A 22875-nucleotide genomic window follows, 5' to 3' on the forward strand; every position below is an offset into this window, starting at 1 on the left:
AGGTCGTGGTGCCGTGTGCGTTCGGACGGGAGGCGCGGCCTGCGCGGGCGCGTCGTCGCGCCCCGCGTGGAGGGGTCGCGACCGGTGCGGCGGTCGCGACCCGACGGGTGGCCGCGCCGGCGCGGGGACGGTGGCCCCGCGCCGGGCGTGCGGGGTCAGACGAGCGCGGGACGAGCCTCCCGGTCGGCTCCCGCGGGCGCACCGGGGGTGACCGCCGACGCCGGACGCAGGGACTCGGGCAGCAGCGCGGCGTGCGCGTGCAGGAGTTCGTCGGTCATCGCGGCGATCCGGTCGAGGGTCAGGTGCGCTGCGGTCAACGGGTCGAGCGCGACCGCGTGGTGCACGTGTGCCACGTCCCCCGTGAGTGCGGCGCGCACGGCGAGCGTCTGCACGTTGGTGTTCGTGCGGTTGAGCGCGGCGAGCTGGGGCGGGAGTTCGCCGAACGACGTCGGCTGCACGCCCTTGCCGTCGACCAGGCACGCGACCTCGACGCAGGCGTCGGACGGCAGGTTCTGGATGACGCCCGTGCTGTTCGGCACGTTGCCGTACACGACCGCGGGGACGCCGGTGACGATCGCGTTGACGATGGACGCGCCGTACTCCACGCTCGGCGACAGGTCGGCCTTGAGCTTCTCGAGCTGGGCGTCCACGTCGCCCTGTTCGTCGTGCGCGAGGCAGATCTCGTAGTAGTCCCAGCGCTCCGGGATGTACTCGAGCACGGTCTCCGGGTCCTTCCGGAAGTACGGGACGTACTCGCTCGCGTGGTGGCTGGACTCGGTCTCGAAGTACCCGAAGGACCGCATCAGCTCGGTGCGGACCTGTTCGTTCCCACCCTCGTAGTTGCTCGCGGCGACGGCGGCCTCGCTGTGGTCACCGTCGTCGTCGTGCAGGTCGGACGCCGCGGTCCCCCGCCGGTGCTTCGCGGACATGACCTCGCGGAGGCGCGGGTACAGGTCCTCGCCGCCCCGGCGTCGGAACTCGAGGATCCAGGCCTGGTGGTTGATGCCGGCGCTGACGAACTCGACCTCGTCGTACGGCACGTCGAGGGTCCGGGCGAGCATCCGCGTCGTCCCCTGCACGCTGTGGCACAGCCCGACGGTGCGCAGGCCCTTCGCGTTGAGGAACGCCGTCGCCATCGCCATCGGGTTGGCGTAGTTGATGAACTGGGCGTCCGGGCAGAGCTCGAGGGCGTCACGGGCGATGTCCTCGTAGGCGCGGACGGACCGGAGGAACCGGAAGACGCCGCCGGGGCCGACGGTGTCGCCGACCGCCTGGTCGATGCCGTACCTCCGCGGGATCTCGACGTCCCACCGGTACGACTCGACCCCGCCGACCTGGAACGTGATGATGACGATGTCGGCGCCGTCGAGGGCTTCGCGCCGGTCGGTGGTCTCGAGGACCTCGACCCCGAGCCCGTGGTGGGCCACGAGTTCGCGTGCGGCCGTCGCGGTGCGGGCGACCCTGCCCGCGTCGAGGTCCATGAGGTGCAGGGTCGCGTCCTGCAGTGCGGGGAAGCTCACGAGGTCGCCGATGAGGCGGAAGGGGAAGACGAAGCCGCCGGCGCCGATGATGGTGATCTTGGTCATGTCGTCACGCTAGGAAGCGAGGCTCCCCCGGGTCCTCCGGCTTCGGACGGGAGGGTTCCAGGATCCTCGGACGGGCTGCCCCCCGACGGATGCGGCCCGGCCGAGCGGCCGGTACCGGGCCTGCCGAGCGGGCGGTACCGGCCCTGCCGGTCGGACGGCGTGCTGTCGTAGGCTCGCGGTGTGCTCGACGTGGAGACGGTGGAAGCGGCGTACTGGAGCCATCGCGGCCCGGCGCCGCTCATGGCGTCGTCGCACCGGCACGACGACCTCGAGATCAACCTCGTGCTCGAGGGGCGGCTGGACTACCGGTTCGGCGGTGCGCCCGTGAGCGTCCACGCCGGGGAGATCGCACTCTTCTGGGGGTGGACACCCCACCAGCTCGTCGGCGACGCGACCGGGACCGGGCAGTTCCGCTGGGTGCACATCCCGCTCGGCGAGGTCCTGGCGTGGGGGCTGCCCGACCACGACCTGGGCGCCATGCTCCTCAACCGGCCCGTCGTCGTGCCCACGGCCGCCGCCGGTCGGGACGTCGAGTCGATGCTGGGGTCGTGGCAGCGGGACTTCGCGGACGACGGCGCCGAGGTGATCGCGAACCTCGAGGCCCAGGCGCTCGTCCGGCGATTGCTCCGACACCACCGCGACGCCCTCGCCCTGCGCGCCGAGGACGGACACGGCACCGCGGACGCGATGCACCGGGTGATCGACATGGTGCGGTTCGTCGTCGACCGGTTCCGGGACCCGATCGACGTCGCCGACGTCGCTGCCGCGGCGCACCTGCACCCGCACTACGCGATGACGGTGTTCCGCCAGGACGTCGGCGCGACGATCCTCGAGTACCTGACGCGCTGCCGGGTCGCCGAGTCGCAGCGGTTGCTCGCGACCACCTCGCTGACGATCTCGGAGATCGCGCACGCGGCGGGCTTCGGGTCGCAGTCGAGCTTCTACGCGCACTTCACCCGGGCCTGCGGGACGGCACCGGGCACGTACCGGGCGCAGCTCCGCGAGGGCCCGAGGCGCTGACGGTCGCGCTGGCCCGTCAGGTCGGGCGGTCCTGTTGCGTCCCTGACGACCTCGGTCCGCGACTGCTCGGGGGTCAGGAGTCGCAGGAGCCGGGTGGAGTCGTCCATGTCGCCGTCCTGCCGGTCACTGCTCGAGCGCTCGGCGCAGCAACGGCAGCAGCGCGTTCCCGTCGCGGCCCCGGACGACGGGCACACCGTGCACCAGCGTCACCTGCTCACGCCCCGACGTGGACTCCTGCACCTCACGGATGGCGATCGCTGCGACCGCGTCGCGGTGGTCGCGAGCGAAGGCCGAGTAGAGCTCGGGGTCGTGTTCGCCGTCGTCGCCGATGAGCACCCAGGAGACGTCGGGCAGGTCCTCGCGCAGCCGGAGGAGGGAGGACCGCTTGTGTTCCTTCCCGTCCCGGAACCAGTGCGTCGGCGTGATCCCCCAGTCCGTCATGAGCAGCGTGCCGGCCGGGAACCCGTTGCGCTGCAGGAACCGCGAGGCGATCCCCGCGAAGTTCCACGGACCGTTGCTGACGTAGACGACCGTCGGCTGACCTTGACCACGGACGACGTCCTGCACGAGCTCGGCCATGCCGGGGACGGCCTTCCGCGTCGCACTCCTGCCGAAGAACGTCCGTCGGGCGGCTGCGAGCGGGTTCGACATGCCCGTGACCCACACGGTGTCGTCGATGTCGCAGACGACGCCCCGGTGTGACCCGCCTGCGACGGCGTGGATCGGCACACGGGTCGGCGCTCGCCCCGGCAGCCGCAGGACGGCGTCCTCGGGAGCAGACCCCGACGAGTGCTCGAGCGCCACGCTCACGTCCACGAGCCCTTGCTCGTCGCTGATCGCCGTCGTGGTCGTGCCGCCGAGCTCGACCTCGACCTCGACGTCGGGGCGCTCCACCGTCAGCAGCCGACGCCATGCGGCGATCCCACGTCGGGCGGCCGGGTCGACCGATGCCGGCGCGAGCACCACCCGGGCCAGGACACGGCCCTGCTGCGCGTCGGCGTAGCCGGAGTACGGCAGCAGGGCCGGGCGCCAGCCGAGCTGCGTCAGTCCGCGAGCGAGCCACTTGCGGGCACCGGTCACGACGACGTACGTGACGGTGAGGAGCTTCGGACGCGAGGTCCCCGGGCTGCGGAGCGACGATGACACCCGTCCACCGTACGGGGGCAGGGTCGACCGGGGACTGCCCGACGGGTGATCACCGACGATCCAGGGCAGCCGGACCGTCGACGTGCCCGTGGAAGACTCGCGACATGGACCTCGACGACCTCGGCCAGCGGATCTGCATCCTGGGGCCGTCGAACAGCGGCAAGTCGACCCTCGCGGCGGCCGTCGGCCGAGTCCGTTCCCTTCCGGTGATCCATCTGGACCAGTACCGGCACCTGCCCGGGACACAGTGGGTCGAGCGCCCGGACGACGAGTTCGAGCTGATGCACGACGAGGTGGTGCGCACCGATCGGTGGGTCATCGACGGCAACTACTCCCGCTGGCTTCCCGAGCGGCTCCGGCGGGCGACGGGCCTGGTGGTCCTGGATGCCTCGCCGGCAGCGAGCGTCGTCCGGTACGTCCGCCGGACGCTCTTCGAACCCGACCGCGCCGGGAGCCTGGAGGGCACTCGCGACCGTCTCCGCATGGAGATGATCCGGTTCATACTCGGACCCGCCAGGACGAACCGGCTCCGGTACCGACACGCCTTCGACGAGTTCGGACGACCGAAGGTCCTCCTGCCGGACCGTGCGGCCCTCGAGGACTTCTCCCGTCGCAACGACCTGGCCCGGCGCAGCCCCGACGGCTGAACCGTCCGCTGGGCGGTCGGCTACCGAAGCGGCTCGGACGATGGCGAGGTGGCGCGCAGGACGAGGCGTACCGCCTGTACCGCCTCAGCGGGCACGAGGTGCACGTCGTCGAGCGACGTCGCGGCGATCCAGGTCGGGGCGTACTCGTTGCGCTCCGAGGCACGCTGCAGCTCCGGGCCTCCGAGCGACAGCTCCGCGGAGCTCACCCGCACCGTGAAGTACACGGCAGGTGTGTCGCTCTCCACGGGGACGTCGAGCAGGTCGCCCACGTGACCGTCGCGCCCGGTCTCCTCGAGCAGCTCACGGCGGCAGGCCGCACGGAGGTCCTCGCCCGCTTCGACGCCACCACCGGGGAGCACGCAGTAGCTCCGCCCGTCCTTGCGTCGCTCGATCACGAGCACCCGCTCGTCACGGACGACGACTGCCACTGATCGGATGCGCACGACCTCACCTCACCACGTTCTGCTGCTCGTCCGTCTCCTGGAGCGGGTACGCCATGGTGCCTCGGCCTCGGAAGCCGACAGCTCGCCAGAACGCGACCGCACCGCGGTCCTCGGGTGACGGGTCGACCACGAAGTGGGTCCTGCCGCTCGCCCGGACCCGCTCGAGCAGGGCCTCGACCACCTGTCGACCGACACCCGCACCACGCTCCGCGGGCAGCAGGATGAGGTCCGTACCGGCGCCCGATCCATCCGCGTACAACTGCGTGAAGCCGACCACTCGGTCGTCGACCTCGACGAGGAAGCACTCGACGTCCGGGAGACGAGCGCCCACGTACTTCTCCCGGAGCTGCGAGTCGGACCGGAACCCAGGCCCGCCCCATCCCTCGAACGCCGGATCGCGGAACAGTGCCCGCACCTCGAGGAGGTCGTCAGGCGTGGTGGGCCGGAGCATCAGCGCTCGCTCACTCCCTCGCATCGAGCGAGCCTCCCACCGCACGTCTCGCCGGTCAACGAGCAACGCGTCGATCCGGACGACACCGTGCTGAGCCACGAACAGCCCCTGACGGCGAGTTGCCGGAGGGGCCGTGGGCGTCAGGGGGGGACCGTCGTCAGTCGGTCGTCCGTCGCCGCGGGCGGCGGGCGAGTGCTGCGGCTTGGTCATCGCGGGTGTAGTCGAGCGCCTGGATCGCGTGTTCGACGCGCGAGCGGGTCGTGGGTCGGACGTTGGTGGCGCCGTTGAGGACGCGGGACACGGTCTGGTGTGACACGTGCGCGGCGGCGGCGACGTCGTGGATGGTGGGTGGTTTCGGCACAGCTGGCTCCCGTGGACGTGAGGTGCGGGCACCGTCCGTGGACGACGTGACGGTGCCCGCCGCGAAGCCGGTGGATCAGGAACCGGCCTCGCTGCTCCGCCCGTTCACTCGGTGCCCCGGGTCGGGGCCGGGCGGAGGTCGGAGCGGCCTCAGTGGCCGGCGCCGAGGTTCCCGGCGAGGCGGCCGTGGAAGGCCCGGCTGGCGTCGTTCATGCCGCGGATCTCGACCCGCTTGCCGTGCTGGTGGTACTTCGTCTCGATCGAGTCGAGCGCGGCGACGGTGGAGGCGTCCCACACGTGCGACCTGGTCATGTCGATGATCACGAGCTCGGGGTCGTCCGAGTAGTCGAACTGGGTGATGAGGTCGTTGGAGGAGGCGAAGAACAGCTCACCCTCGACGGTGTACAGCGCGTGTTGTTCACCGGTCGGGAGCGTCTCGATGCTCCGCGAGACGTTGGTGAAGTGGGAGACGCGGCGGGCGAAGACGACCATCGCGGCGATCACACCGATGATCACACCGATGGCGAGGTTGTCGGTGGCGACGACGATCACGACGGTGAGGACCATGACGATCGTCTCGCCGACCGGCATCCGCTTGAGCGTGGAGGGCTTGATGCTGTGCCAGTCGAAGGTCCCGACCGACACCATCACCATGACGGCGACGAGGGCTGCCATCGGGATGATCGCGACGACGTCGCCGAGCCCGACGACGAGGACCAGCAGGAACACGCCGGACAGGAACGTCGAGATGCGGGTCCGAGCGCCGGAGGCCTTGACGTTGATCATCGTCTGGCCGATCATCGCGCAGCCGCCCATGCCGCCGAAGAGGCCCGAGGCGATGTTCGCGACGCCCTGCCCGAGGGCTTCGCGGGTCTTGCGGGAACCGGTGTCGGTGACCTCGTCGACGAGCTTCGCGGTCATCAGCGACTCGAGCAGCCCGACGAGCGCCATGGCGAGGGCGTACGGGGCGATGATCGTGAGCGTCTCGAGGTTCACCGGGACGTTTGGGATGAACAGGCTCGGGAGGCTGTCGGGCAGCTTGCCCTCGTCGCCGACGGTCGGGACGGCGATCGACGCGAACACGGTCACCAGGGTCAGGACGACGATCGCGACCAGGGGTGCAGGGATCGCCTTCGTGAGGCGTGGCAGCAGGACGATGATCGCGATGCCAGCGGCGGCGATCGGCCAGACGAGCCAGGAGACGCCGATGATGTTCGGCAGCTGCGCGGTGAAGATCAGGATCGCGAGCGCGTTGACGAAGCCGACCATCACGGACCGGGGCACGAACCGCATGAGCTTCGCCGCGCCCAGCCCGCCGAGGACGAGCTGGAAGATCCCGCCAAGGAGGACGGTGGCGATGAGGTAGTCGAGACCGTGTTCCTCGACGACGGGCGCGACGACGAGGGCGATGGCTCCGGTGGCGCCGGTGATCATCGCGGCGCGGCCGCCGACGAAGGAGATGACGACAGCCATCACGAACGCCGAGAACAGGCCGACGCGGGGGTCGACCCCGGCGATGATCGAGAACGAGATCGCCTCGGGGATCAGGGCGAGGGCGACGACGAGGCCGGCCAGGACCTCACGGAGCAGGATCTTCGGGTTCCGCAGTGCGGACAGGACGGTGGGGCTGTGGTGCACCTGGACGGGCACCGACTGCGTGACGGTGGTCACGGGTCTCCTTCGGATGGGGGTGCGGGCGCTGCGCCCGCGAGAGCTGTCGTGGGGCGCGTCATCGCGCACGGCCGGCGGCGGCAGAGCGTTCAGCCGGATCCAACCCTTCCGTCGCGGGAAGGTTGGTATGGTTCGACTTTAACGCAACGGAAGGGTTGTTGCGCAAGTGGAGGGTGACGACGTGACGATGTCGAACGAGTACCTGATGCACATCGGCGAGGTCGCCGAGCGCACCGGGTTGAGTGTGAAGACGATCCGCGACTACGACGCCGCCGAGGTGCTGCACCCGTCCGGCCGCACCGAAGGCGGCTTCCGCCTGTACTCCGAGGACGACGTCGCCCGACTCCTGATGGTGCGGCGGATGAAACCGCTCGGGTTCTCCCTCGGGGAGGCCGGGATCCTGGTGGACGCGGTGAAGATGCTCGACGAAGCGCAGCCCGACGTCGACCTGACCGCGGTCCGTTCGCGGGTCGCTGCGTTCATCCGGGACGCTGAGACACGACGAGGGCGCCTCCAGGAGCAGCTGCACATGGTCGACGAGTTCCTCGACGAACTCCGCGCGCACTGACCCGCGCGCGGGCGGCCGCTGGTACTCGCGTGCCGCTGGCCGATCAGCTGTGCAGTGCCGGGTGACGTGGGGCGCGGGCGAAGACGGAGACGACGGCGACGACTGCCGGCAGGATCGCGGCGACCAGCACCGGGGTGGTGTAGTCGCCGGCGACCTCGTGGCCGAGCGCGAGCAGCAGCGGTCCGAACGCGGTCGAGGCGAGGTTCGTCCCGGTCGCGACGCCGCGGATCACGCCGATGTTCGCCGTTCCGTAGTACCGGACGTACGCGGCGGCTTCGATGCCACGCAGGGCTCCGCCGGCGGCGCCGAGGACGAGCCCGTAGAGGACAGCGGTCCACCCGGTGTGCACGATCGGGAGCAGCAGGAGTGCGCCGGTGAGGGTCGTCATCGCGATGGTGACGCCGAACTTCGGCGGGATGCGGTCCGACAGCGCGCCCGTGAGCAGGGTCGCGGCGATGCCGGTGACGGTCTGCGGGAGGAAGTTCGCGGCCGCTTCCCCCGGGGTGAGGCCCCGCTCGCCGAGGACGGCGACCTGGTGGAAGGCCAGCGCGGTGCTGAGCATCCCGGACACCGCGAGCCCGGCAGCGATGGTCCAGAACATGCCGGTGGCGGCCGCTTCCCGGAGCGTCCACACCGGCCCGCCACCGGCAGTTTCCGCGGACTTCCTGCCCTGGGCAGTGGCGGTACGTCGCGGAAGGAGCAATCCGATCGGGATCACGACCGCGGCGACGACGACCGCCTCCACCCGCCACGCGACGTGGATGTCGGTGCCCGCGATCAGGGTCTCGACGAACACCGGCACCAGGGAGATCCCCCCGGAGCCGATCCCTGACGCGATCCCGAGCGCGAGGCCCCGTCGGTCGGCGATGCTGCGGGCGACGAGCGTCGTCGCGGCGAGCGAGAGCGCACCCTGCCCGGCCATGCGCACACCGACGAACCCAGCCGTCAGGCCGACGATCCCCGCGACGAAGCTCAACGCGGCGAGGAACACGGCGAACGCGACCCCGATGATGATCGTCATCCGCCAGACGCCCCACCGGTCCAACGCTCGACCCGTCAACGGCAGGACGCACGCACCCAGCAGGGTGCCGATGAGGTAACTCGTCGACACCTCCGTCCGTGAGATGCCCAGCTCCCGGATCAGCGGGTCCGTGAACACCGACAGGCCCGCCGTCTGCCCCGGCGCACTCATGACCGACAGGGCACCGCCCGCAGCGATCACCGCGACCCACGGCAACCAGCCACGTACACCCCTCGCCGTCCGGCCGGGCGGCGTCGCTGTCGGATCCGCCGGTGGGACGGCACCCGGGGTGGGCAGGGTGATGTCAGATGTGTTCGGGGAGGACGTGATGCCACGCTCGCTTTCACTGGGGACTCCCGAACCCTACCGCCACGGAAGGGTTTTCGATCCCTGGTGCAGGGGCCGGGGACACGACGGCGCTACGCTCGCCAGAGCCCAGCAGGACCACGAAGGAGAAGCCGATGACGGAGCGAGCCGCACCGACGACGATGCACATCGGCGAGCTCGCCGACCGTACGGGCCTGTCGAACCGGACGATCCGCCACTACGACGAGGTCGGTCTCCTGCACCCGTCCGGCCGGACCGAGGGCGGCTTCCGGCTCTACACCGACACCGACCTCGCCCGGCTGCTCATCATCCGTCGCATGAAGCCGCTCGGCTTCTCCCTCGAACAGATGGCCGAACTGCTCGCCGTCGTCGACGCCCTCGAGGTCGTCGGTGACGGACCCGGGCAGGCGCGTCTCCGCGAGCAGCTCGACGAGTACATCCGCGACACCGAGCAGCGGCGCGCGAAGCTCGAACAGCACCTCGGCATGGCCGACGAGTTCCTCGGGATCCTCCGCGAGCGGTGAACGCCGGAGCACCTGCGAGGCGATCTGTCGACGAGCGAGGCACGCCGGGGAACGGTCGTTCTCCCCGCGTTGTGGGTCTCGAGGGCCTCCTCACGGCCTGGTTCGATGGTCCCCGTACCGGACTCGTGATCCGGACGGTGTCGTGTCTGGCTGCATTCGGGTTGCAGCCAGGCACTGCTTCCCGTGTCCCGTGTCCCGCCCGTCTCCGGCCGGTCCGCAACTCCTGCACGGGGGCGTTCACGGGATGACCACTGTCCGCGCCCGGTCGGGGGGTTGCGGAGCAGTAGACAGGGCAGTTCACTCGAGAGCGCACCGTGTTCCACTACGGCAGGGAGACCAGCACCGATGCGTTCGATCGTGTACACCAGCACACAGACCCGTCCGATCACGGACACCGAGCTCGCGCAGATCCTCGCGGTCGGGCGGGAGAAGAACACGGCCCTCGGGGTGACGGGCATCCTGGCGCACAAGGGTGACAACTGCCTCGGGATCATCGAGGGCGACGACGAGACCGTTGCTGTCCGCTTCGAACAGGTCCGCCGTGACCCTCGGCACACGAACGTCCGGATCCTGGCGGACGAGCCCGTCGCCCAGCGGTCGTTCCCGGACTGGTCGATGGCGTTCCAGCCGCTCGATCCGCTGATGCAGCAGGTCCCGGGATTCAGTGACCTGTTCGGCCCCAGCCAGCCAGCCGACCCCATGTTCGGCCTGACCCGGGCGCGAGGGCTGTTGGAGTGGTTCCGGAAGCACCCGCTGGCACCCCTGACGAGCCGGACGGCCGAAACGGACGAAGCACCGCGCACGCGCGCGATCGACGGGGCGATCGCCGCGCTCCACGACGGCGGCGTCTCCCGGTTCACCCTCGACGTCGTCGCTGAGCGCGCGGGCATGGACGCCGACGAGGTCCGTGCGGCGTTCCCGACGGAACGGGCGCTGCTCGCCGCGACCGTCGAACGGTGGACGCAGACGATCGCGGCGCCGCTCGTGCCGTTGATGGCGGAGAAGGGCACCGTCCCGTTCCTGCACGCCCTGCTCGCTGCACATGCGGAGCAGCCGGCACTCATGGAACTCCTCGCCGCGAGTCTCGCGTCCGCCGCTGACCCGACGGTGGAGGGCGCCGACTACCACCGGTCCACCTACCGGCGGTTCCGGCAGTCGATCCGTGACGGGCTCGCAGCGGACGTCCGCGACGGACGGGAGCCGGCGACCATGGACCCGGTCCGGGGCGCGCAGCAGTTGCTGGCGCTCTACGACGGGCTCCGCCTGCAGGCGCTGCTCACCACGGACACGGACCTCGTCGACGCGTTCGACCGCGCGGCGACGCGGATGCGTCGCGGGTGGTCCGAGCAGTACGAACAGCCGTCGTACTGGGACACGCCCGGCGCCGGGACCCGCTAGCGCCTGCGGGACCGCCGCTCGTGCCGTGGTTCGCCACGGCCCGAGCGGCGGCCCCGCACCGTGCAGGAGCAGGGACGGCGCGGCCGCGACCGACCGCCCCGCTCCCCTACCGCTTCAGGTTCGTCAGCTCCTGCAGCACCTCGTCCGAGGTCGTGATGATCCGCGCGTTCGCCTGGAAGCCGCGCTGCGCCACGATCAGGTTCGTGAACTCCTGCGACAGGTCCACGTTCGACATCTCGAGGGTGCCCGAGGCGAGCTGTCCCACACCCGGGTCGCCGGGTGCGCCGACGGTGGCCTGGCCGGAGTTCGCGGTCGCGCCGTACCCGGATGCGCCGGTCTTCTCGAGGCCGGCCGGGTTCGCGAAGGTGGCGAGGGCGATGCGGCCGATCGCCAGCGAGGACCCGTTGGAGAACGACCCGACGACGGTGCCGTCCTTCGAGATCGAGTACCCCTGCAGGGAGCCGGCCGCGCTGCCGTTCTGCTCCGAGATCGACGCGGTGTCGAGCGACGCGTAGCCGGTCGTCTTCGAGACGTCGACGGTGATCCCGCCGACGGTGACGGGGCCACCGCTGGCGAGCGACCCGTCGGTGTTGAACGTCAGCGTCGTCGCCGGGCCGAGCGTCCCGCCGTCGATGCGGCCCTGGACGCTCCACTGCGTCGCCGAGGTCTTCGTGTAGGTCAGCGTGAGGGAGCGCTTCTCGCCGTCCGGGCCGTAGACGGTGGCCTCGCGGACCTTCTGGGCGTCGACGGCGGTCTCGGACGGCAGATTGCCCGTGACCCCGGCCGTCGTGGTCCGCACCGCGGGTGCTGCGGCGTCGATGGGCAGCCGGATGTCGGTCAGGCCGCCACCCTCGTTGACCACACCGTTCGTGGCCGAGTAGCCCTGCACGATCTTGCCGTCGGCGGTGACGAGGCGACCGTCGGCGTCGAAGTCGAACGCGCCGGCGCGGGAGTAGACGGTGTCGTTGCCGAGGCGGGTGACGAAGAACCCGTCGCCGGAGATCATCAGGTCGGTGGCCTTGCCGGTGGCCTGTGCGGAGCCCTGCGCGAAGTTGGTGGAGACGCCGGCGACCTGCACGCCGAGGCCGATCTGCGCGGGGTTCGTGCCGCCGAGGCCGGTCTGCGGTCCTCCGGCACCCTGGGTCATCTGCGACAGGGTGTCCTGGAAGACGGTGGTCGACGACTTGAAGCCGACGGTGTTGACGTTGGCGATGTTGTTGCCGGTGACGTCGAGCATCTGCTGGTGCGAACGGAGACCGGAGATGCCGGAGTAGAGGGAGCGGAGCATGGTGCGACCTTTCGTGGAAGGAAGACTCGTGGAGGGAAGACTCGTGGAGGGAGGACGAACAGGAGGGGGACGAGGAGCGCGGCCGCGGGTCAGGCGGCCTTGATACCGGAGATCACGTCGAGGTCGACCTCCTTCCCGTTCACGGTCACGGTCGGCACGCTGTTCGCGTACGACACGGCGGTGGCGGTGCCCGAGACCGCGGTCCCGGTGCTCGCGTCGGTGTAGCTGACCTGCTTCCCGACGAGGTTCGCGGCGGCGATCCGCATCTGCAGCGAGAAGTTCTCGTTCGCCGTCGTGGTCTGGTTGGTGATCTGCTCCATCGTCGCGAGCTGCGTCTGCTGGCTGATCATCTGGTTGGTGTCCATCGGCGAGGACGGGTCCTGGTTCCGGAGCTGCGTGACGAGCAGCTTCATGAACACCTCCGAGTCCATCGTCTGGGACTTCTTCGCACCGGCGGTCTGGGCGATCGCCGCTGCCTGCGTGGCAGCGTCCACCGAGCCGGTGATGCCGTCGAGGGGCATGGTGTGGTCTCCTTCTCGTGTCCGCGTCAGGCGAGGACGTCGAGTCCGACGGATCGGACGGTGGTGGGCCGGGTGGTGACCGGCGCGGTCGGGGTGGGGCGGGCCTCCAGGCCGACTCCCGGGCGCAGCACCGTCGGTGCCGGCCGGTCGTCGCGATCGGGCTGCGCGCCCGGGTGGTTCTGGGAGGACAGGTCGAGGGTCGTGGTGGTCCCGCTGCCGGCAGCGTCACGGCGGAGGTCGGGCAGCACCTGCCGGACCGCGTCGCGGCCGGCGTCCGACGCGGCGAAGAGCTCGACGTGCATCCCGTGCGCGGTCACGTGCGCGCGGACCGTGACGGGACCGAGCGCGTCGGGCGTGACCTGCACCGTGACGACGTGGTCGCCGGGACCGGCCTGCGCGAGCGTGAACACCGGGCGCGCGAGCTGCTGTGCGAGGGGCACCGGGGCGTTCGCCGTCGCCGCGCCCGGCGCGGTCGGGAGCCCGGTCGTCGCGGGTGCGGGGACCGCGAACGGCGTCTCGCCACTGCGCGGGGCGGTCACGGCCTGGAGGCTCGGATCACCCTGGCCGCCCGTCCGCCGGTCCGACCCGTGGTCGCTCCGGGCCCCGGTGGCCGGTCCGGTCTGCACGACCGGGGCGGCGGCGGTCGCCGTGCTCGCCGTAGCGGTGTCGGCAGGGCGACCGGCCTGCGGCGCCGACGACACGCTGGTCGCTGCCGTGGGGCCGGCGGCGGCGGCCGCGGCGTCCGTCGTCGCGAGCGGGCTGCTCGCCGTCGTGGTGGGAAGGGTCGTGGCGGTCAGGGTCGCGGTGGCCCCGGTCGTGGTGGTCCCGGTCGTGGTGGTCCCGGCAGTGGTGGTCTCGGTCGTCGTGCTCGCGGACGCGGTCACGGCGACGGCTGTCGCGGCTCCGGGAGCGGCGGAGCTCGACGCCCCGTCCACCGCGACGGGTCCGAGGACCGACGGGGACGCGACGGTCGAGCCGGTCGCCGCAGAGGTGGCGGTCGTCGAGGGCGCGCCGGGTGCACCGGTCGTCGACGGCGTGGTCGCGAGGACGGGCGTCGTTCCCGCGGACACGTCGGACGAGTCGGACACGTCGCCTTCGAGCGGCGCCGCAGCGGGACGGACCACGGCGGGCTGTGCCGCACCGGGCCGGGGAGCGCCGGACGTTCCTGCAGGTCGAGCGGTCGTGGACGGCACGACGCCGACCTGCGGTCCGGTGGAGCGCGCAACGGCGAGTCCGGAGCCGGCAACCGGTGCCGGCGTAGCGATCCCGGCCGCCGCTGCGCGGTCCGCGGTGCTGGCAGGACCGGCGGTCCCGCGCGTTTCTGTGACTCCGAGCGGGTCGGAGGCCCCGGTCGGTCGTGCATTGCCGGCCGAGGGCGCGACACCGTCCGTCCCCGCGGTCCCGACCTGGGGCGACACCGCATCGTCCGACACGGCGGCGGCGCTGGCCGACGGGACCGCGACGAGGGCGGTGGGCACCGGCACGATGCCGAGCAGCGTCGGGTCGGTGGCGGGGACAGCGGCCGTCGTGTCCGCGGTGGTCGTGTCCGCGGTGTTCGGGGCAGCGGCGGTCGAGGCCGGAGCGCCCGTGGCGGGGGCACCCGAGGCGGCGGCCGTCCCGGACGGCGCACCGGTGACGCCCGCGGTCCCCACCGACACACCGAACGCCGTGCTCGACGCGGCCGGCGCGAGCACCGCGGCGAGGGCGGCGCCGAACGGCAGCGCCGAGGTCGTCGACCCGGCGGTCGCAGCGCTCCCCGGTGCGGCGGGGGCCGGGGAGAGGGTCGTCGTGCTCACGGTGCTCATGCAGCACTCCCCCGCATCGCCGACAGGAGTGCCGCGGTCTGCAGGTCGGTGACCGACTGCGCCGCACCCGCTGCGGAGACCGAGCGGGTCGCCGCAGGAGCCGCGGCCTCGCTCGGCACGATGCGGCGGATCGTCGCGATGTCGGAGTCCTTGTACCAGTTGTCCACGATCCGGACGTCCTTGCCGGGTCGGGGTGCGTGCAGCACCTTGCCGTCACCGACGTAGATCACGATGTGCTGCTCGCCCTTCGGGATGATGAGGTCGCCCGGCTTCGCGTCCTTGAGCGACCCGACGGGCACCCCCATGTCCGCCTGGTCGGGCACCACGCGCGGCATGGTCACCCCGAGGTCCTTGAACACCGTCTGCACGAGCCCGGAGCAGTCCATGCCGGACCGGGTCGTCCCGCCGAACACGTAGGGCACGCCGAGGTACTTCTTCGCGTCCTCGACCACGTCGGACCCCGTGGCGCCGCTGCCGGTCGCCAGGGTGCCGCGGCCCGCGTCGACCGAGGTGGCCGGCGTGCGGGACGCCCCGTCGGCAGCAGCGGTGCCGGCGGCGCCGGCGCTCGTCGACGTCCCGGTCGCGGTCGCCAGGGCGTCGGCGAACGCGCGGGTCGTGGCCTCGTTCGAGGCGGAGCCGCCCGCGGAGGCGGTGGTACCGCCGCGCAGGGCGTCGATCTGGGTGCGGATCTCGGCGATCCGGGAGAGCACGGCGTCGACGCTCATCGGACACCACCTTCCGTGCGGCGTCGTGCCGCGATCTCGTCGAGGGCGTCCTGTTCGGCGCGCAGGTCGGCGGCGGCCTGCTCGTGGTCGTGGTGGCCCTCGAGCTTCTCGAGGCCGAGCGCGGCACGGCGGGCGGCGGAGTACGCGGTCCGGGCGGCATCGGCATCGGCACGACGGGTGCGTGCGACGGCGTCGAGCTCCTCGAGCATCCCGCGGGTCGAGGCCCGCGCGGCCGCGAGCGCGCTCAGCGTCGCGGCGTCCGTGACGAGCTGCTCCTGCTCGCGGTCCGCCAGGTTCCGCCGCGCGGCGATGCGGGCGTCGGCGGCGTCGCGGACACGGTCGTTCGCGGCGGCCAGGGCGGCGGCGGCGCGGTCCTGCTCGGCGTGCCGCAGACGCAGCAGGCCGGCGAGGGGGAAGCGTCGGGCCATCAGGCGGACACCCCCAGTCGGGCGACGAGGGCGTCGAGGGCTCGCCAGGACGTCCCGGCGTCGGCGCGGTCGTCCATCCCCTGTCGGAGGAACGCGTCGATCGCGTCCTGGTGGGTGACCGCTGCGTCGACGAGCGGGTTCGTGCCGGGCTGGTAGGCGCCGACGTCGAGCAGGTCCTGCGCGTTCCGGCGGGCCGCCATCACCTTCCGGAGCGCGGTGGCCGCAGCACGCTGCCACGGCTCGGTGACCTTCGAGGCGACGCGGGACACCGAGCCGAGCGCGTCGACGGAGGGGAAGTGCCCGGTCACGGCGAGCTTCCGGTCGAGCACGACGTGCCCGTCGAGGATGCTCCTGGCGCTGTCCGCGATCGGCTCGTTGTGGTCGTCGCCGTCCACGAGCACGGTGTAGAGCCCGGTGATGCTGCCGACCCGGTCGGTGCCCGCGCGCTCGAGGAGCCCGGCGAGCACCGAGAAGGTCGACGGCGGGTAGCCCCGGGTCGCGGGCGGTTCGCCCACGGACAGTCCGATCTCGCGCTGCGCCATCGCGACGCGGGTGAGCGAGTCCATCATGAGCACGACGTCCTGCCCGGCGTCGCGGAACGACTCCGCGATCCGGGTGGCGACGAACGCCGCGCGCAGGCGCATCAGGGCCGGCTCGTCGGACGTCGAGACCACGACGATCGAGCGGGCGAGGCCCTCGGGCCCGAGGTCGTCCTCGAGGAACTCCCGAACTTCGCGGCCGCGCTCCCCCACCAGGGCGATGACGTTGACGGCTGCGTCGCTCCCGCGCGCGATCATCGACAGCAGCGAGGACTTGCCGACGCCGGAGCCGGCGAACAGGCCCATGCGCTGTCCACGACCCACGGTCGTCAGGGTGTCGAGCACGCGGACGCCGAGCTGCATCGGCGCGTCGATCCGCGTTCGCGCCATGGCGTTCGGCGTCGCGTGGTCGAGCGGCACCCAGCCGTCGGTGTCGAGCGGACCACGGTCGTCGATCGGCCGCCCGAGCCCGTCGAGCACCCGGCCGAACAGCCCTGCACCGGTCGGCACCAGCACGGGACGGCCGGTCGGGCGGACGGGGGTGCCCGCGGTCACCGCGACGAGGCGTCCGAGCGGCATGCAGCGCACACCCGTGGGATCGGTGGCGACGACCTCGACGGGGGTCTGCGGACTGCCCTCGGTGCCGACGGTCAGGACGTCGCCGATCCGGGCCTCGACCCCGGCGACGGTCAGCCCGAGGCCCACCGCGCTCGTGACGAGGCCCACGCGCTGCGGCGCGGCGAGGGCGATCGCCTCGTCGAGCCCACGGGGACGGAGGAGGGTCGCGGTCACCGGGACGCCTCCGGCCGGTCGGCGGAGCGGCCCAGCGCCGCGCGCGCACGGTCGAGCGCTGCGCCGATGCGGAGGTCGAGCAGCCCGTCCGGCAGGTCCACGACGGCGTCGCCGTCGAGCAGCGCCACGTCCGGCACGACCGGGACCGGCAGCGCGAGGTCGGCGACGCGGGCTGCGTCGGCGGGGCTGAGCCGGACGGCCACCGCGACGGTGGCGTCGACCGAGGCGAGCGCCCGACGGACGGTCGCCTCCGCACCGGTGGTGGGGCGTGCCTCCTGGCCGTCGCCCTCGCCGGTCGCGTCGTCCTGGCGCCCGGAACGCACCACGTGTCCGACGACGGCCTCGGCCAGGTCGAGCGCAGCGTCGACCAGGGACTCCTCGGCGTCGGCCAGCACCGGCACGACCTGGGAGAGCATCGCGTTCGTGGCCGCGTCGAGCACCTGGACACGGCGGACGGTCTCGGCCTGGAGCGCCGCGAGTCGCGTTGCGTGCTCGGCCTCGAGCCGGGCGTGCAGCGCAGCGGTCTCGGCCTGGGCGGCACGGAGGCCCGCGGCGTAGCCCGCGGCGTGGCCGCGCACGTCGGCGGCCGCTGCGAGGTCGCGGGTCGTCGCGCTCCCGAGCACGGGGAACGCGACGCGCTGCACGGTGGTGTCAGTCAACGAGCTCGTCCTCCTCGGCGCGGTGGACGGTGATCGTGCCCTCGGCCTCCAGCTCGCGGACGGAGCGGACCACCTCGGCGCGCGCCTCCTCGACCTGCGAGACGCGCACGGGGCCCATGGCCTGCAGCTCGTCGTCCAGCAGCTCGCGGTTGCGCTCGGACACGTTCGCGCGGATCGTCTCGACGACCGGCGTCGGCGCACCCTTCATGGCGGTCGCGAGGAGCTTCGAGTCGATGCCGCGGAGCACCTGCTGGATGTCGCGCGACTCGAGCTTGACGATGTCCTCGAACGTGAGCATCCGCGAGCGGATGTCCTCCGCGAGCTCCGGGTCGCGCGCCTCGAGGCCGTCGAGCACGGCCTTCTCGGTGGCGACGTCCGAGCGGTTGATGATCTCGACCAGGGGCGCGATGCCGCCGACGACCTCGACGCTCTCGCGCGGCGAGACCACGGCACCGGCGCGCTGGCGGAGGACGCCGGCGACGATCCCGACGGCCTCGGGGGTCGCCGTGCCCATCGTCGCGAAGGCCTGGGCGACGTCGGTGCGGACACGGTCGTCGACCCCGGCGAGCACCGCGCTCGCCTGCCCGGGCTGCAGGTGCGCGAGCACGAGGGCGATGGTCTGGGGCAGCTCGCCCTCGAGCAGGCTGACGACCTGGCCGGGTTCGGCGTCGTCGAGGAACTCGAACGACTGCCCGGCGAGGTTCGAGGCCAGCCGGTCCATCACGCCCGCGGCGCGTTCGGACCCGAACGACGCCTCGAGCAGCCCGAGCGCGGCGTCCTTGCCGCCGCGCTTCTGCACGCGGCCGCGCTGCGTGATGCGGTGGAACTCGCTCATCGTGCGGTCCACGACGGAGTCGTCCACGCGGCGCATCCGGACGATCTCGGCGCTGATCTCCTCGGCCTCGAGCTCGGTGAACTGCTTCATCACCTCGGCCGCGCGCTCGGTCTCCATCTGCATGAGGATGAGCGCGACCTTCTGCGCGCCGGTCAGGGCGCGGTCGGTGGTGCCCCCGCCGGCGGGGACCGGGACGAGCGCGCTCACACCGGCGACCGGTCGTCGAGGAGCCCGCGGAGCAGGTCGGCGGTGCGCTTCGGGTCGCGCTCGGCCAGCGCGGAGATCTCCTGCCGGCGACGCTCGGCGCTGATCTCGTCCGTCGTCAGCACCTCGGTCGGGGCGTCGTCGTGGGGCAGCGTCTGCAGCGCGACCGTCTGCGGCTCGACGGCCGGGATCGCCAGGTCGTCGGTACCGAGGGGCAGTTCGAACGTCTCACCGGCGAAGGCGTCGAGCTCACCGACGTCGACGGCCTCGCGCGACTGACGGCGGGCACGGCGGGCCAGCACGATCGCGAGCACGATCGCGGCGGCGAGGACCGCGACGACGATGCCGGCGGTGCGGATGGCCGACCACATGGCCTGCTGCTGCTCGGCCTGCTGCTGCTCCTCGAGGGCCTTGGCGGCGTCCTTCGCGGCGGAGTCGTCGAAGTCCATCATCGCGACGCGGACCTGGTCGCCCCGGGCGTTGTCGGCTCCGGCGGCGGCGGACACCAGGTCGTTGATGCTCTGCAGGTTCGCGTTCTGCACCGAGTCGGCGCGCGAGTTCAGGGCGACCGAGATGGTCTGTCGCTCGACACCACCGGCGGGGATCTGCGTCGTCTCGGTGGTCTTGTCGACGGCGTTGTTCTTCGTCGCCGACTCGTTCTTGTAGCCGTCGTCACCGGCGGCCGTGCCGTTCGTGGTGGTACCGCCGGCGGTCCCGTTCGGCACCGCGATGTTGTCCGGACCGAGGACGCCGGTCGCACCGGCGCCCGCACCGGACCCGGAGCCGTACTCCTCCGTCGAGCTGGACTCGTTGAGGGCGACTGCGCCGCCCTTCGGCTGGGCGAAGCTCTCCGACGTCCGGGTGCCCGACTGCTGGTTCATCGTCGCCGAGACCACGACGCTCGCGTTGCCCGGTCCGAGTGTGGTGTCGAGCAGGTCCTGGATCTTCTTCCGGGTGGCCGCGTCGTAGTCGGCGGCCTGGTCGGCGCCGCTGCCGGTCGCTCCGGTACCGACCGCGGAGAGGGTCTGGCCCTTCTGGTCCACGACGGAGACGTCGGTGGGCTGCATGCCCTCGACCGCGGCGCTCGTCAGGTGCACGATCGACTGCACCTGGTCCGTGGTGAGCTGCGCGCCGTTCTCGGTCGCGACGAACACCGACGCCGTCGGGTCCTTCTCCTCGGACACGAAGACGGTCTTCTCGGGGATGGCGAGCTGCACGGTGGCGGCCTTCACGCCGTCCATCGACGAGATCGTCTTCGCCAGCTCGCCCTCGATCGCCCGCTTGTAGGTGACGTCCTGCTGGAACTCCGAGCTCGTCACGCCCATCTTGTCGAGCAGCGAGTAGCCGCCCTCGTTCGACGACGGCAGGTTGTTCGACGCCGCCTTGAGCCGCTCCGAGTACACCTTGTCCTGCGGCACGAGGATCGTCGCGCCGCCGTCGGTCAGCTGGTACGGCACACCGTCGGTCGTCAGCTGGTCGGTGATCGAGCTCGCGTCGGCTGCGGCCAGTCCGGTGAAGAGCGGCGCATAGGACGCCTTGCCGAGCCAGCTGGCGAGGGCGATCCCGCCGAGCACGAGTGCGGCGACGCCGATCAGCGCGATGGTGCGCTGCGCGGCGGAGAAGCCCTTCACGTAGGCGACGAGCCGCCCCCACGTGTTCTGCATCGCGGCGGGCATCAGGCCTGCATCCGCATGATCTCGTTGAACGCGTCGACGCCCTTGTTGCGGACGGCGGCGACGAGCTCGAGGGTGACCTGGGCACGGGTGGACGCGATGGTGGCGTCGTGGATGTCGTCGAGGTTGCCCGTGACGGCCTTCAGCGCCAGGGTCTTCGAGTCGCTCTGCAGCTGCTGGAGGCCGTCGACCGCGTTGCCGAGGCTCGCGGCGAAGCCGTCGCCGCCGGTGGTCGGCTGGACCGCGCCGGCGCCCGCGGCAGCGCCGAGCGCTCCGGCACCGGTCGCAGCGTCCGTGGCGCCGGCGAACGCGCGGGTCATCGCGTTGGTGGTCACACCGTTCAGTGCGTCGATGGGCATCAGTTCTTCCCGATCTGCAGTGCCGCCTCGTAGGCGGTCTTGGCACGGTCGACCACGGCGGCGTTCGCCTGGTACCCGCGCTGGGCCATGATGAGGTCCGCCATCTGCGTGCCGAGGTCGATGTCCGGCATGCGGACGTAGCCCTCCGCGTTCGCGAGCGGGTTGTCCGGGTCGTAGGTCACGCGTCCGGCGGCGCTGCCGAACGCCGCGCCCTTGACGTAGGCGCCCGACGTGCCGGCGCCCTCCTGGACCTCGACGTAGCGTGCCTGGAACGCGGAGTCGTCCATCGAGCGGACCGTGTTGACGTTGGCGATGTTGTCCGAGATCGCGTCGAGCCACTTCCGGTGCACGGTCATGCCGGTGCTCGCGATGCCGATCGCGTCGAAGGTCGTCACGAGTTCGTCCGCATCGCGGCGCGGAGGGCCGTCGCCTCGCCGCCGACCGCCTGGGTGGCGAACTGGTAGCGCAGGACCGTGTCGACGTTCGACAGGGTCTCCTGGTCGAGGTTGACGTTGTTGCCGATCTCGTTCGTCGGCTCGAGGCTGCGCGCGGTGGTCGCGGTCGCGTGCCCGTCGCCGTGCACGATCGACTGCGCGAGGGCGTCCTCGAAGCGCACCTTCTCGGCGTGGTAGTTCGGCGTGTTGATGTTCGCGACGTTGTTCGCGATGGTGCGCTGTCGCAGCGACAGCCCGTCGAGCGCGCTCTGCAGCGCGACGCTCGTCACGGAATCGAACACGGGTGGCCCGTCCCCTCGGTGTGCGACGTCGTGCGACGTCGCCGATTGGCGGTGGCCGATCCGTGGCCGAACGAGTGAGCGATCCGTGCTCGGAGGGCGCTGTCGGCGGCGGCGCTGGGGACGTTAGGGCTCGCCCCGAACGGGGGGCGGGGGCTGGCTGCGGCGGCGGGGCTCGTTGAACACTCGTCGCGTGCTCCGCTGTGGTGCGACGAAGCCGCTGTCGTCCGACGACGCATCTGTCGTCCCGGCCGGAGGTGCGCGACGGCCCACGACCGACACGACGGAACCGCTGTCGTGCGACGACGCATCTGTCGTCGTGCTCGCTCGAGCAGGCGCGCCTCAGGCGGAGGCGTCCAGGTACACGGAGCCGCTCGGCTCGTCCGTCGCCGCGACCTGACGGAGCGCGCCGAGGTGCTCCAGGGTCTGCCGTCGCTCGGTCTCGAGCGTCGACATCCGGTCGCGCTGCGCGGCCAGCAGCCGGGAGGCACGACCCACCAGCGCGCGCGGCACCGGTCCGAGCGTGGTCGGAACGACCCACGGGGTCGCGCCGAGGACGATCGCTGCGGTGCCGTCCGTGGTCGCGTCGGTCGCGGTCAGCTCGCGTTCGAGGGCGTCGAGCACCGCGGCCCACGCACCGTCGGCGGTCTCAGCGGCGGGGGTGGCGCGCGGGTCAGGCGACACCGAGCGCTCCCCCGGTGCCGACCTGCGGCGCCTGGGTCGTCGGCAGCACCGCGGCGGCCTCGTGCCACGACTGGCGCAGCGGCTCCAGGATCCGGATGCAGTCGCGCGTCGCCTGCACGTCGCGGTGCACGTTCGCGGTGATCAGGGACGTCGACGCGTAGTTGTAGATCGCGAGGAGCCCCTCGCCGCCGTCCCACACGTCGATGCGGAGCGTGGACGACAGCTCGCCGACGATGGCCTGGGCGTGCAGCAGCTGCTCGCGCGCGGCATCCCAGTCGGACGTCGTCTGCGCGGCCTCGGCGCGGTGCAGGTCGAGGAGCAGCCGGTCGTAGAGCATCGTGACGAGCTGCGCGGGCGTCGCGGAGAGGACGGCCTCGTTCGTGTACTGCGCTCGGCGCTGGTCGGTCACCGTGCGGGGCTGTGCGGCCTGACGGAAGGCGGCGGACTGCAGGTCGAAGGCGTTCATGG

At 72.1% G+C, this 22875-nt stretch carries 26 protein-coding genes; 5 read left to right on the plus strand and 21 right to left on the minus strand.

All coding sequences use genetic code 11. The features are described 5' to 3' along the window. Positions 1-155: 155 nt before the first annotated feature. Positions 156-1586, minus strand: a complete 1431-nt coding sequence (gene melA / locus PIJ49_RS06910; protein WP_271826174.1) for an alpha-galactosidase — start codon at positions 1584-1586, stop codon at positions 156-158. Positions 1587-1766: 180 nt separating this feature from the next. On the opposite strand from melA, the gene PIJ49_RS06915 reads away from it, so the two are divergent. Continuing rightward, entirely contained in the window at positions 1767-2606 is an 840-nt protein-coding gene (locus PIJ49_RS06915) for a helix-turn-helix domain-containing protein (RefSeq protein ID WP_271826176.1), read from the plus strand. 123 nt (positions 2607-2729) lie between these two features. Here PIJ49_RS06915 and PIJ49_RS06920 read toward each other — a convergent pair whose 3' ends face one another. Continuing rightward, entirely contained in the window at positions 2730-3752 is a 1023-nt protein-coding gene (locus tag PIJ49_RS06920; RefSeq protein ID WP_271826178.1) for an App1 family protein phosphatidate phosphatase, read from the minus strand. A 104-nt stretch (positions 3753-3856) separates the two neighbouring features. Between PIJ49_RS06920 and PIJ49_RS06925 the strand changes: the two genes are divergently transcribed. Then, positions 3857-4399 (plus strand): P-loop NTPase family protein, encoded by a 543-nt coding sequence (locus PIJ49_RS06925; protein WP_209682750.1) that lies wholly within the window; start codon positions 3857-3859, stop codon positions 4397-4399. A 20-nt stretch (positions 4400-4419) separates the two neighbouring features. Here PIJ49_RS06925 and PIJ49_RS06930 read toward each other — a convergent pair whose 3' ends face one another. The 4 genes from PIJ49_RS06930 to PIJ49_RS06945 form a co-directional block, all read right to left on the minus strand. Continuing rightward, on the minus strand, positions 4420-4842 hold the full coding sequence (locus PIJ49_RS06930; protein WP_271826179.1) for an NUDIX domain-containing protein: 423 nt from the start codon (positions 4840-4842) through the stop codon (positions 4420-4422). A gap of 4 nt (positions 4843-4846) precedes the next feature. Next, positions 4847-5293, minus strand: a complete 447-nt coding sequence (locus PIJ49_RS06935) for a GNAT family N-acetyltransferase (RefSeq protein WP_209682755.1) — start codon at positions 5291-5293, stop codon at positions 4847-4849. A 157-nt stretch (positions 5294-5450) separates the two neighbouring features. Beyond that, positions 5451-5654: a LacI family DNA-binding transcriptional regulator gene (locus PIJ49_RS06940; RefSeq protein ID WP_066654131.1), complete on the minus strand. Its 204-nt coding sequence runs from the start codon at positions 5652-5654 to the stop codon at positions 5451-5453. Positions 5655-5803: 149 nt separating this feature from the next. Then, positions 5804-7324: a SulP family inorganic anion transporter gene (locus PIJ49_RS06945; RefSeq protein ID WP_209682758.1), complete on the minus strand. Its 1521-nt coding sequence runs from the start codon at positions 7322-7324 to the stop codon at positions 5804-5806. A 187-nt stretch (positions 7325-7511) separates the two neighbouring features. Between PIJ49_RS06945 and PIJ49_RS06950 the strand changes: the two genes are divergently transcribed. Beyond that, positions 7512-7892 carry a MerR family transcriptional regulator gene (locus tag PIJ49_RS06950; RefSeq protein WP_058728562.1) on the plus strand — a complete coding sequence of 127 codons (381 nt, stop codon included), beginning with the start codon at positions 7512-7514 and terminating at the stop codon, positions 7890-7892. Between the two features lie 43 nt (positions 7893-7935). On the opposite strand, the gene PIJ49_RS06955 is transcribed toward PIJ49_RS06950, so the two are convergent. Next, the gene (locus tag PIJ49_RS06955) at positions 7936-9084 is read right to left on the minus strand and encodes an MFS transporter (protein WP_209682761.1); all 1149 of its coding nucleotides are present in this window, start codon (positions 9082-9084) and stop codon (positions 7936-7938) included. 290 nt (positions 9085-9374) lie between these two features. Between PIJ49_RS06955 and PIJ49_RS06960 the strand changes: the two genes are divergently transcribed. Both PIJ49_RS06960 and PIJ49_RS06965 read left to right on the plus strand, forming a co-directional pair. Next, complete coding sequence (locus PIJ49_RS06960) at positions 9375-9764, plus strand: MerR family transcriptional regulator (RefSeq protein WP_209682764.1); 390 nt, start codon at positions 9375-9377, stop codon at positions 9762-9764. Positions 9765-10109: 345 nt separating this feature from the next. Then, positions 10110-11162, plus strand: a complete 1053-nt coding sequence (locus tag PIJ49_RS06965) for a BLUF domain-containing protein (RefSeq protein WP_209682767.1) — start codon at positions 10110-10112, stop codon at positions 11160-11162. 106 nt (positions 11163-11268) lie between these two features. Here the strand turns inward: PIJ49_RS06965 and PIJ49_RS06970 are convergent, their stop codons facing one another. The 14 genes from PIJ49_RS06970 to fliS form a co-directional block, all read right to left on the minus strand. Next, complete coding sequence (locus tag PIJ49_RS06970; RefSeq protein ID WP_271826180.1) at positions 11269-12450, minus strand: flagellar hook protein FlgE; 1182 nt, start codon at positions 12448-12450, stop codon at positions 11269-11271. A gap of 89 nt (positions 12451-12539) precedes the next feature. Next, positions 12540-12971 carry a flagellar hook assembly protein FlgD gene (locus PIJ49_RS06975; protein ID WP_251155430.1) on the minus strand — a complete coding sequence of 144 codons (432 nt, stop codon included), beginning with the start codon at positions 12969-12971 and terminating at the stop codon, positions 12540-12542. Positions 12972-12997: 26 nt separating this feature from the next. Beyond that, positions 12998-14776 (minus strand): flagellar hook-length control protein FliK, encoded by a 1779-nt coding sequence (locus PIJ49_RS06980; RefSeq protein ID WP_271826181.1) that lies wholly within the window; start codon positions 14774-14776, stop codon positions 12998-13000. Then, positions 14773-15501, minus strand: a complete 729-nt coding sequence (locus PIJ49_RS06985) for a C40 family peptidase (protein WP_066654116.1) — start codon at positions 15499-15501, stop codon at positions 14773-14775. The genes PIJ49_RS06980 and PIJ49_RS06985 overlap by 4 nt, the downstream gene beginning before the upstream one ends. Beyond that, positions 15498-15929 carry a flagellar FliJ family protein gene (locus PIJ49_RS06990; RefSeq protein WP_066654114.1) on the minus strand — a complete coding sequence of 144 codons (432 nt, stop codon included), beginning with the start codon at positions 15927-15929 and terminating at the stop codon, positions 15498-15500. Before PIJ49_RS06990 ends, PIJ49_RS06985 begins: the two co-directional genes overlap by 4 nt. Then, positions 15929-17260: a FliI/YscN family ATPase gene (locus PIJ49_RS06995; RefSeq protein ID WP_066654112.1), complete on the minus strand. Its 1332-nt coding sequence runs from the start codon at positions 17258-17260 to the stop codon at positions 15929-15931. The genes PIJ49_RS06990 and PIJ49_RS06995 overlap by 1 nt, the downstream gene beginning before the upstream one ends. Next, complete coding sequence (locus PIJ49_RS07000; protein WP_144411291.1) at positions 17257-17919, minus strand: FliH/SctL family protein; 663 nt, start codon at positions 17917-17919, stop codon at positions 17257-17259. The genes PIJ49_RS06995 and PIJ49_RS07000 overlap by 4 nt, the downstream gene beginning before the upstream one ends. Further along, the gene (fliG, locus tag PIJ49_RS07005; RefSeq protein WP_081984829.1) at positions 17912-18961 is read right to left on the minus strand and encodes a flagellar motor switch protein FliG; all 1050 of its coding nucleotides are present in this window, start codon (positions 18959-18961) and stop codon (positions 17912-17914) included. Before fliG ends, PIJ49_RS07000 begins: the two co-directional genes overlap by 8 nt. Further along, entirely contained in the window at positions 18958-20634 is a 1677-nt protein-coding gene (fliF, locus tag PIJ49_RS07010; protein ID WP_066654109.1) for a flagellar basal-body MS-ring/collar protein FliF, read from the minus strand. Before fliF ends, fliG begins: the two co-directional genes overlap by 4 nt. Beyond that, positions 20634-20951, minus strand: a complete 318-nt coding sequence (fliE, locus tag PIJ49_RS07015) for a flagellar hook-basal body complex protein FliE (protein ID WP_510167327.1) — start codon at positions 20949-20951, stop codon at positions 20634-20636. Before fliE ends, fliF begins: the two co-directional genes overlap by 1 nt. Positions 20952-20989: 38 nt before the next feature. Further along, complete coding sequence (locus PIJ49_RS07020; RefSeq protein WP_224442989.1) at positions 20990-21385, minus strand: flagellar basal body rod protein FlgC; 396 nt, start codon at positions 21383-21385, stop codon at positions 20990-20992. Next, a complete protein-coding gene (locus PIJ49_RS07025; RefSeq protein ID WP_066654107.1) occupies positions 21382-21726 on the minus strand; it encodes a flagellar basal body rod protein FlgB in 345 nt (114 codons plus the stop codon). Before PIJ49_RS07025 ends, PIJ49_RS07020 begins: the two co-directional genes overlap by 4 nt. A 339-nt stretch (positions 21727-22065) precedes the next feature. After that, complete coding sequence (locus tag PIJ49_RS07030) at positions 22066-22407, minus strand: hypothetical protein (RefSeq protein ID WP_271826185.1); 342 nt, start codon at positions 22405-22407, stop codon at positions 22066-22068. Further along, a complete protein-coding gene (gene fliS / locus PIJ49_RS07035) occupies positions 22397-22873 on the minus strand; it encodes a flagellar export chaperone FliS (protein ID WP_271826187.1) in 477 nt (158 codons plus the stop codon). Before fliS ends, PIJ49_RS07030 begins: the two co-directional genes overlap by 11 nt. Between the last annotated feature and the right edge of the window lie 2 nt (positions 22874-22875).

It is taken from the genome of Curtobacterium uvaldense (assembly GCF_028307415.1).
GTDB lineage: Bacteria > Actinomycetota > Actinomycetes > Actinomycetales > Microbacteriaceae > Curtobacterium.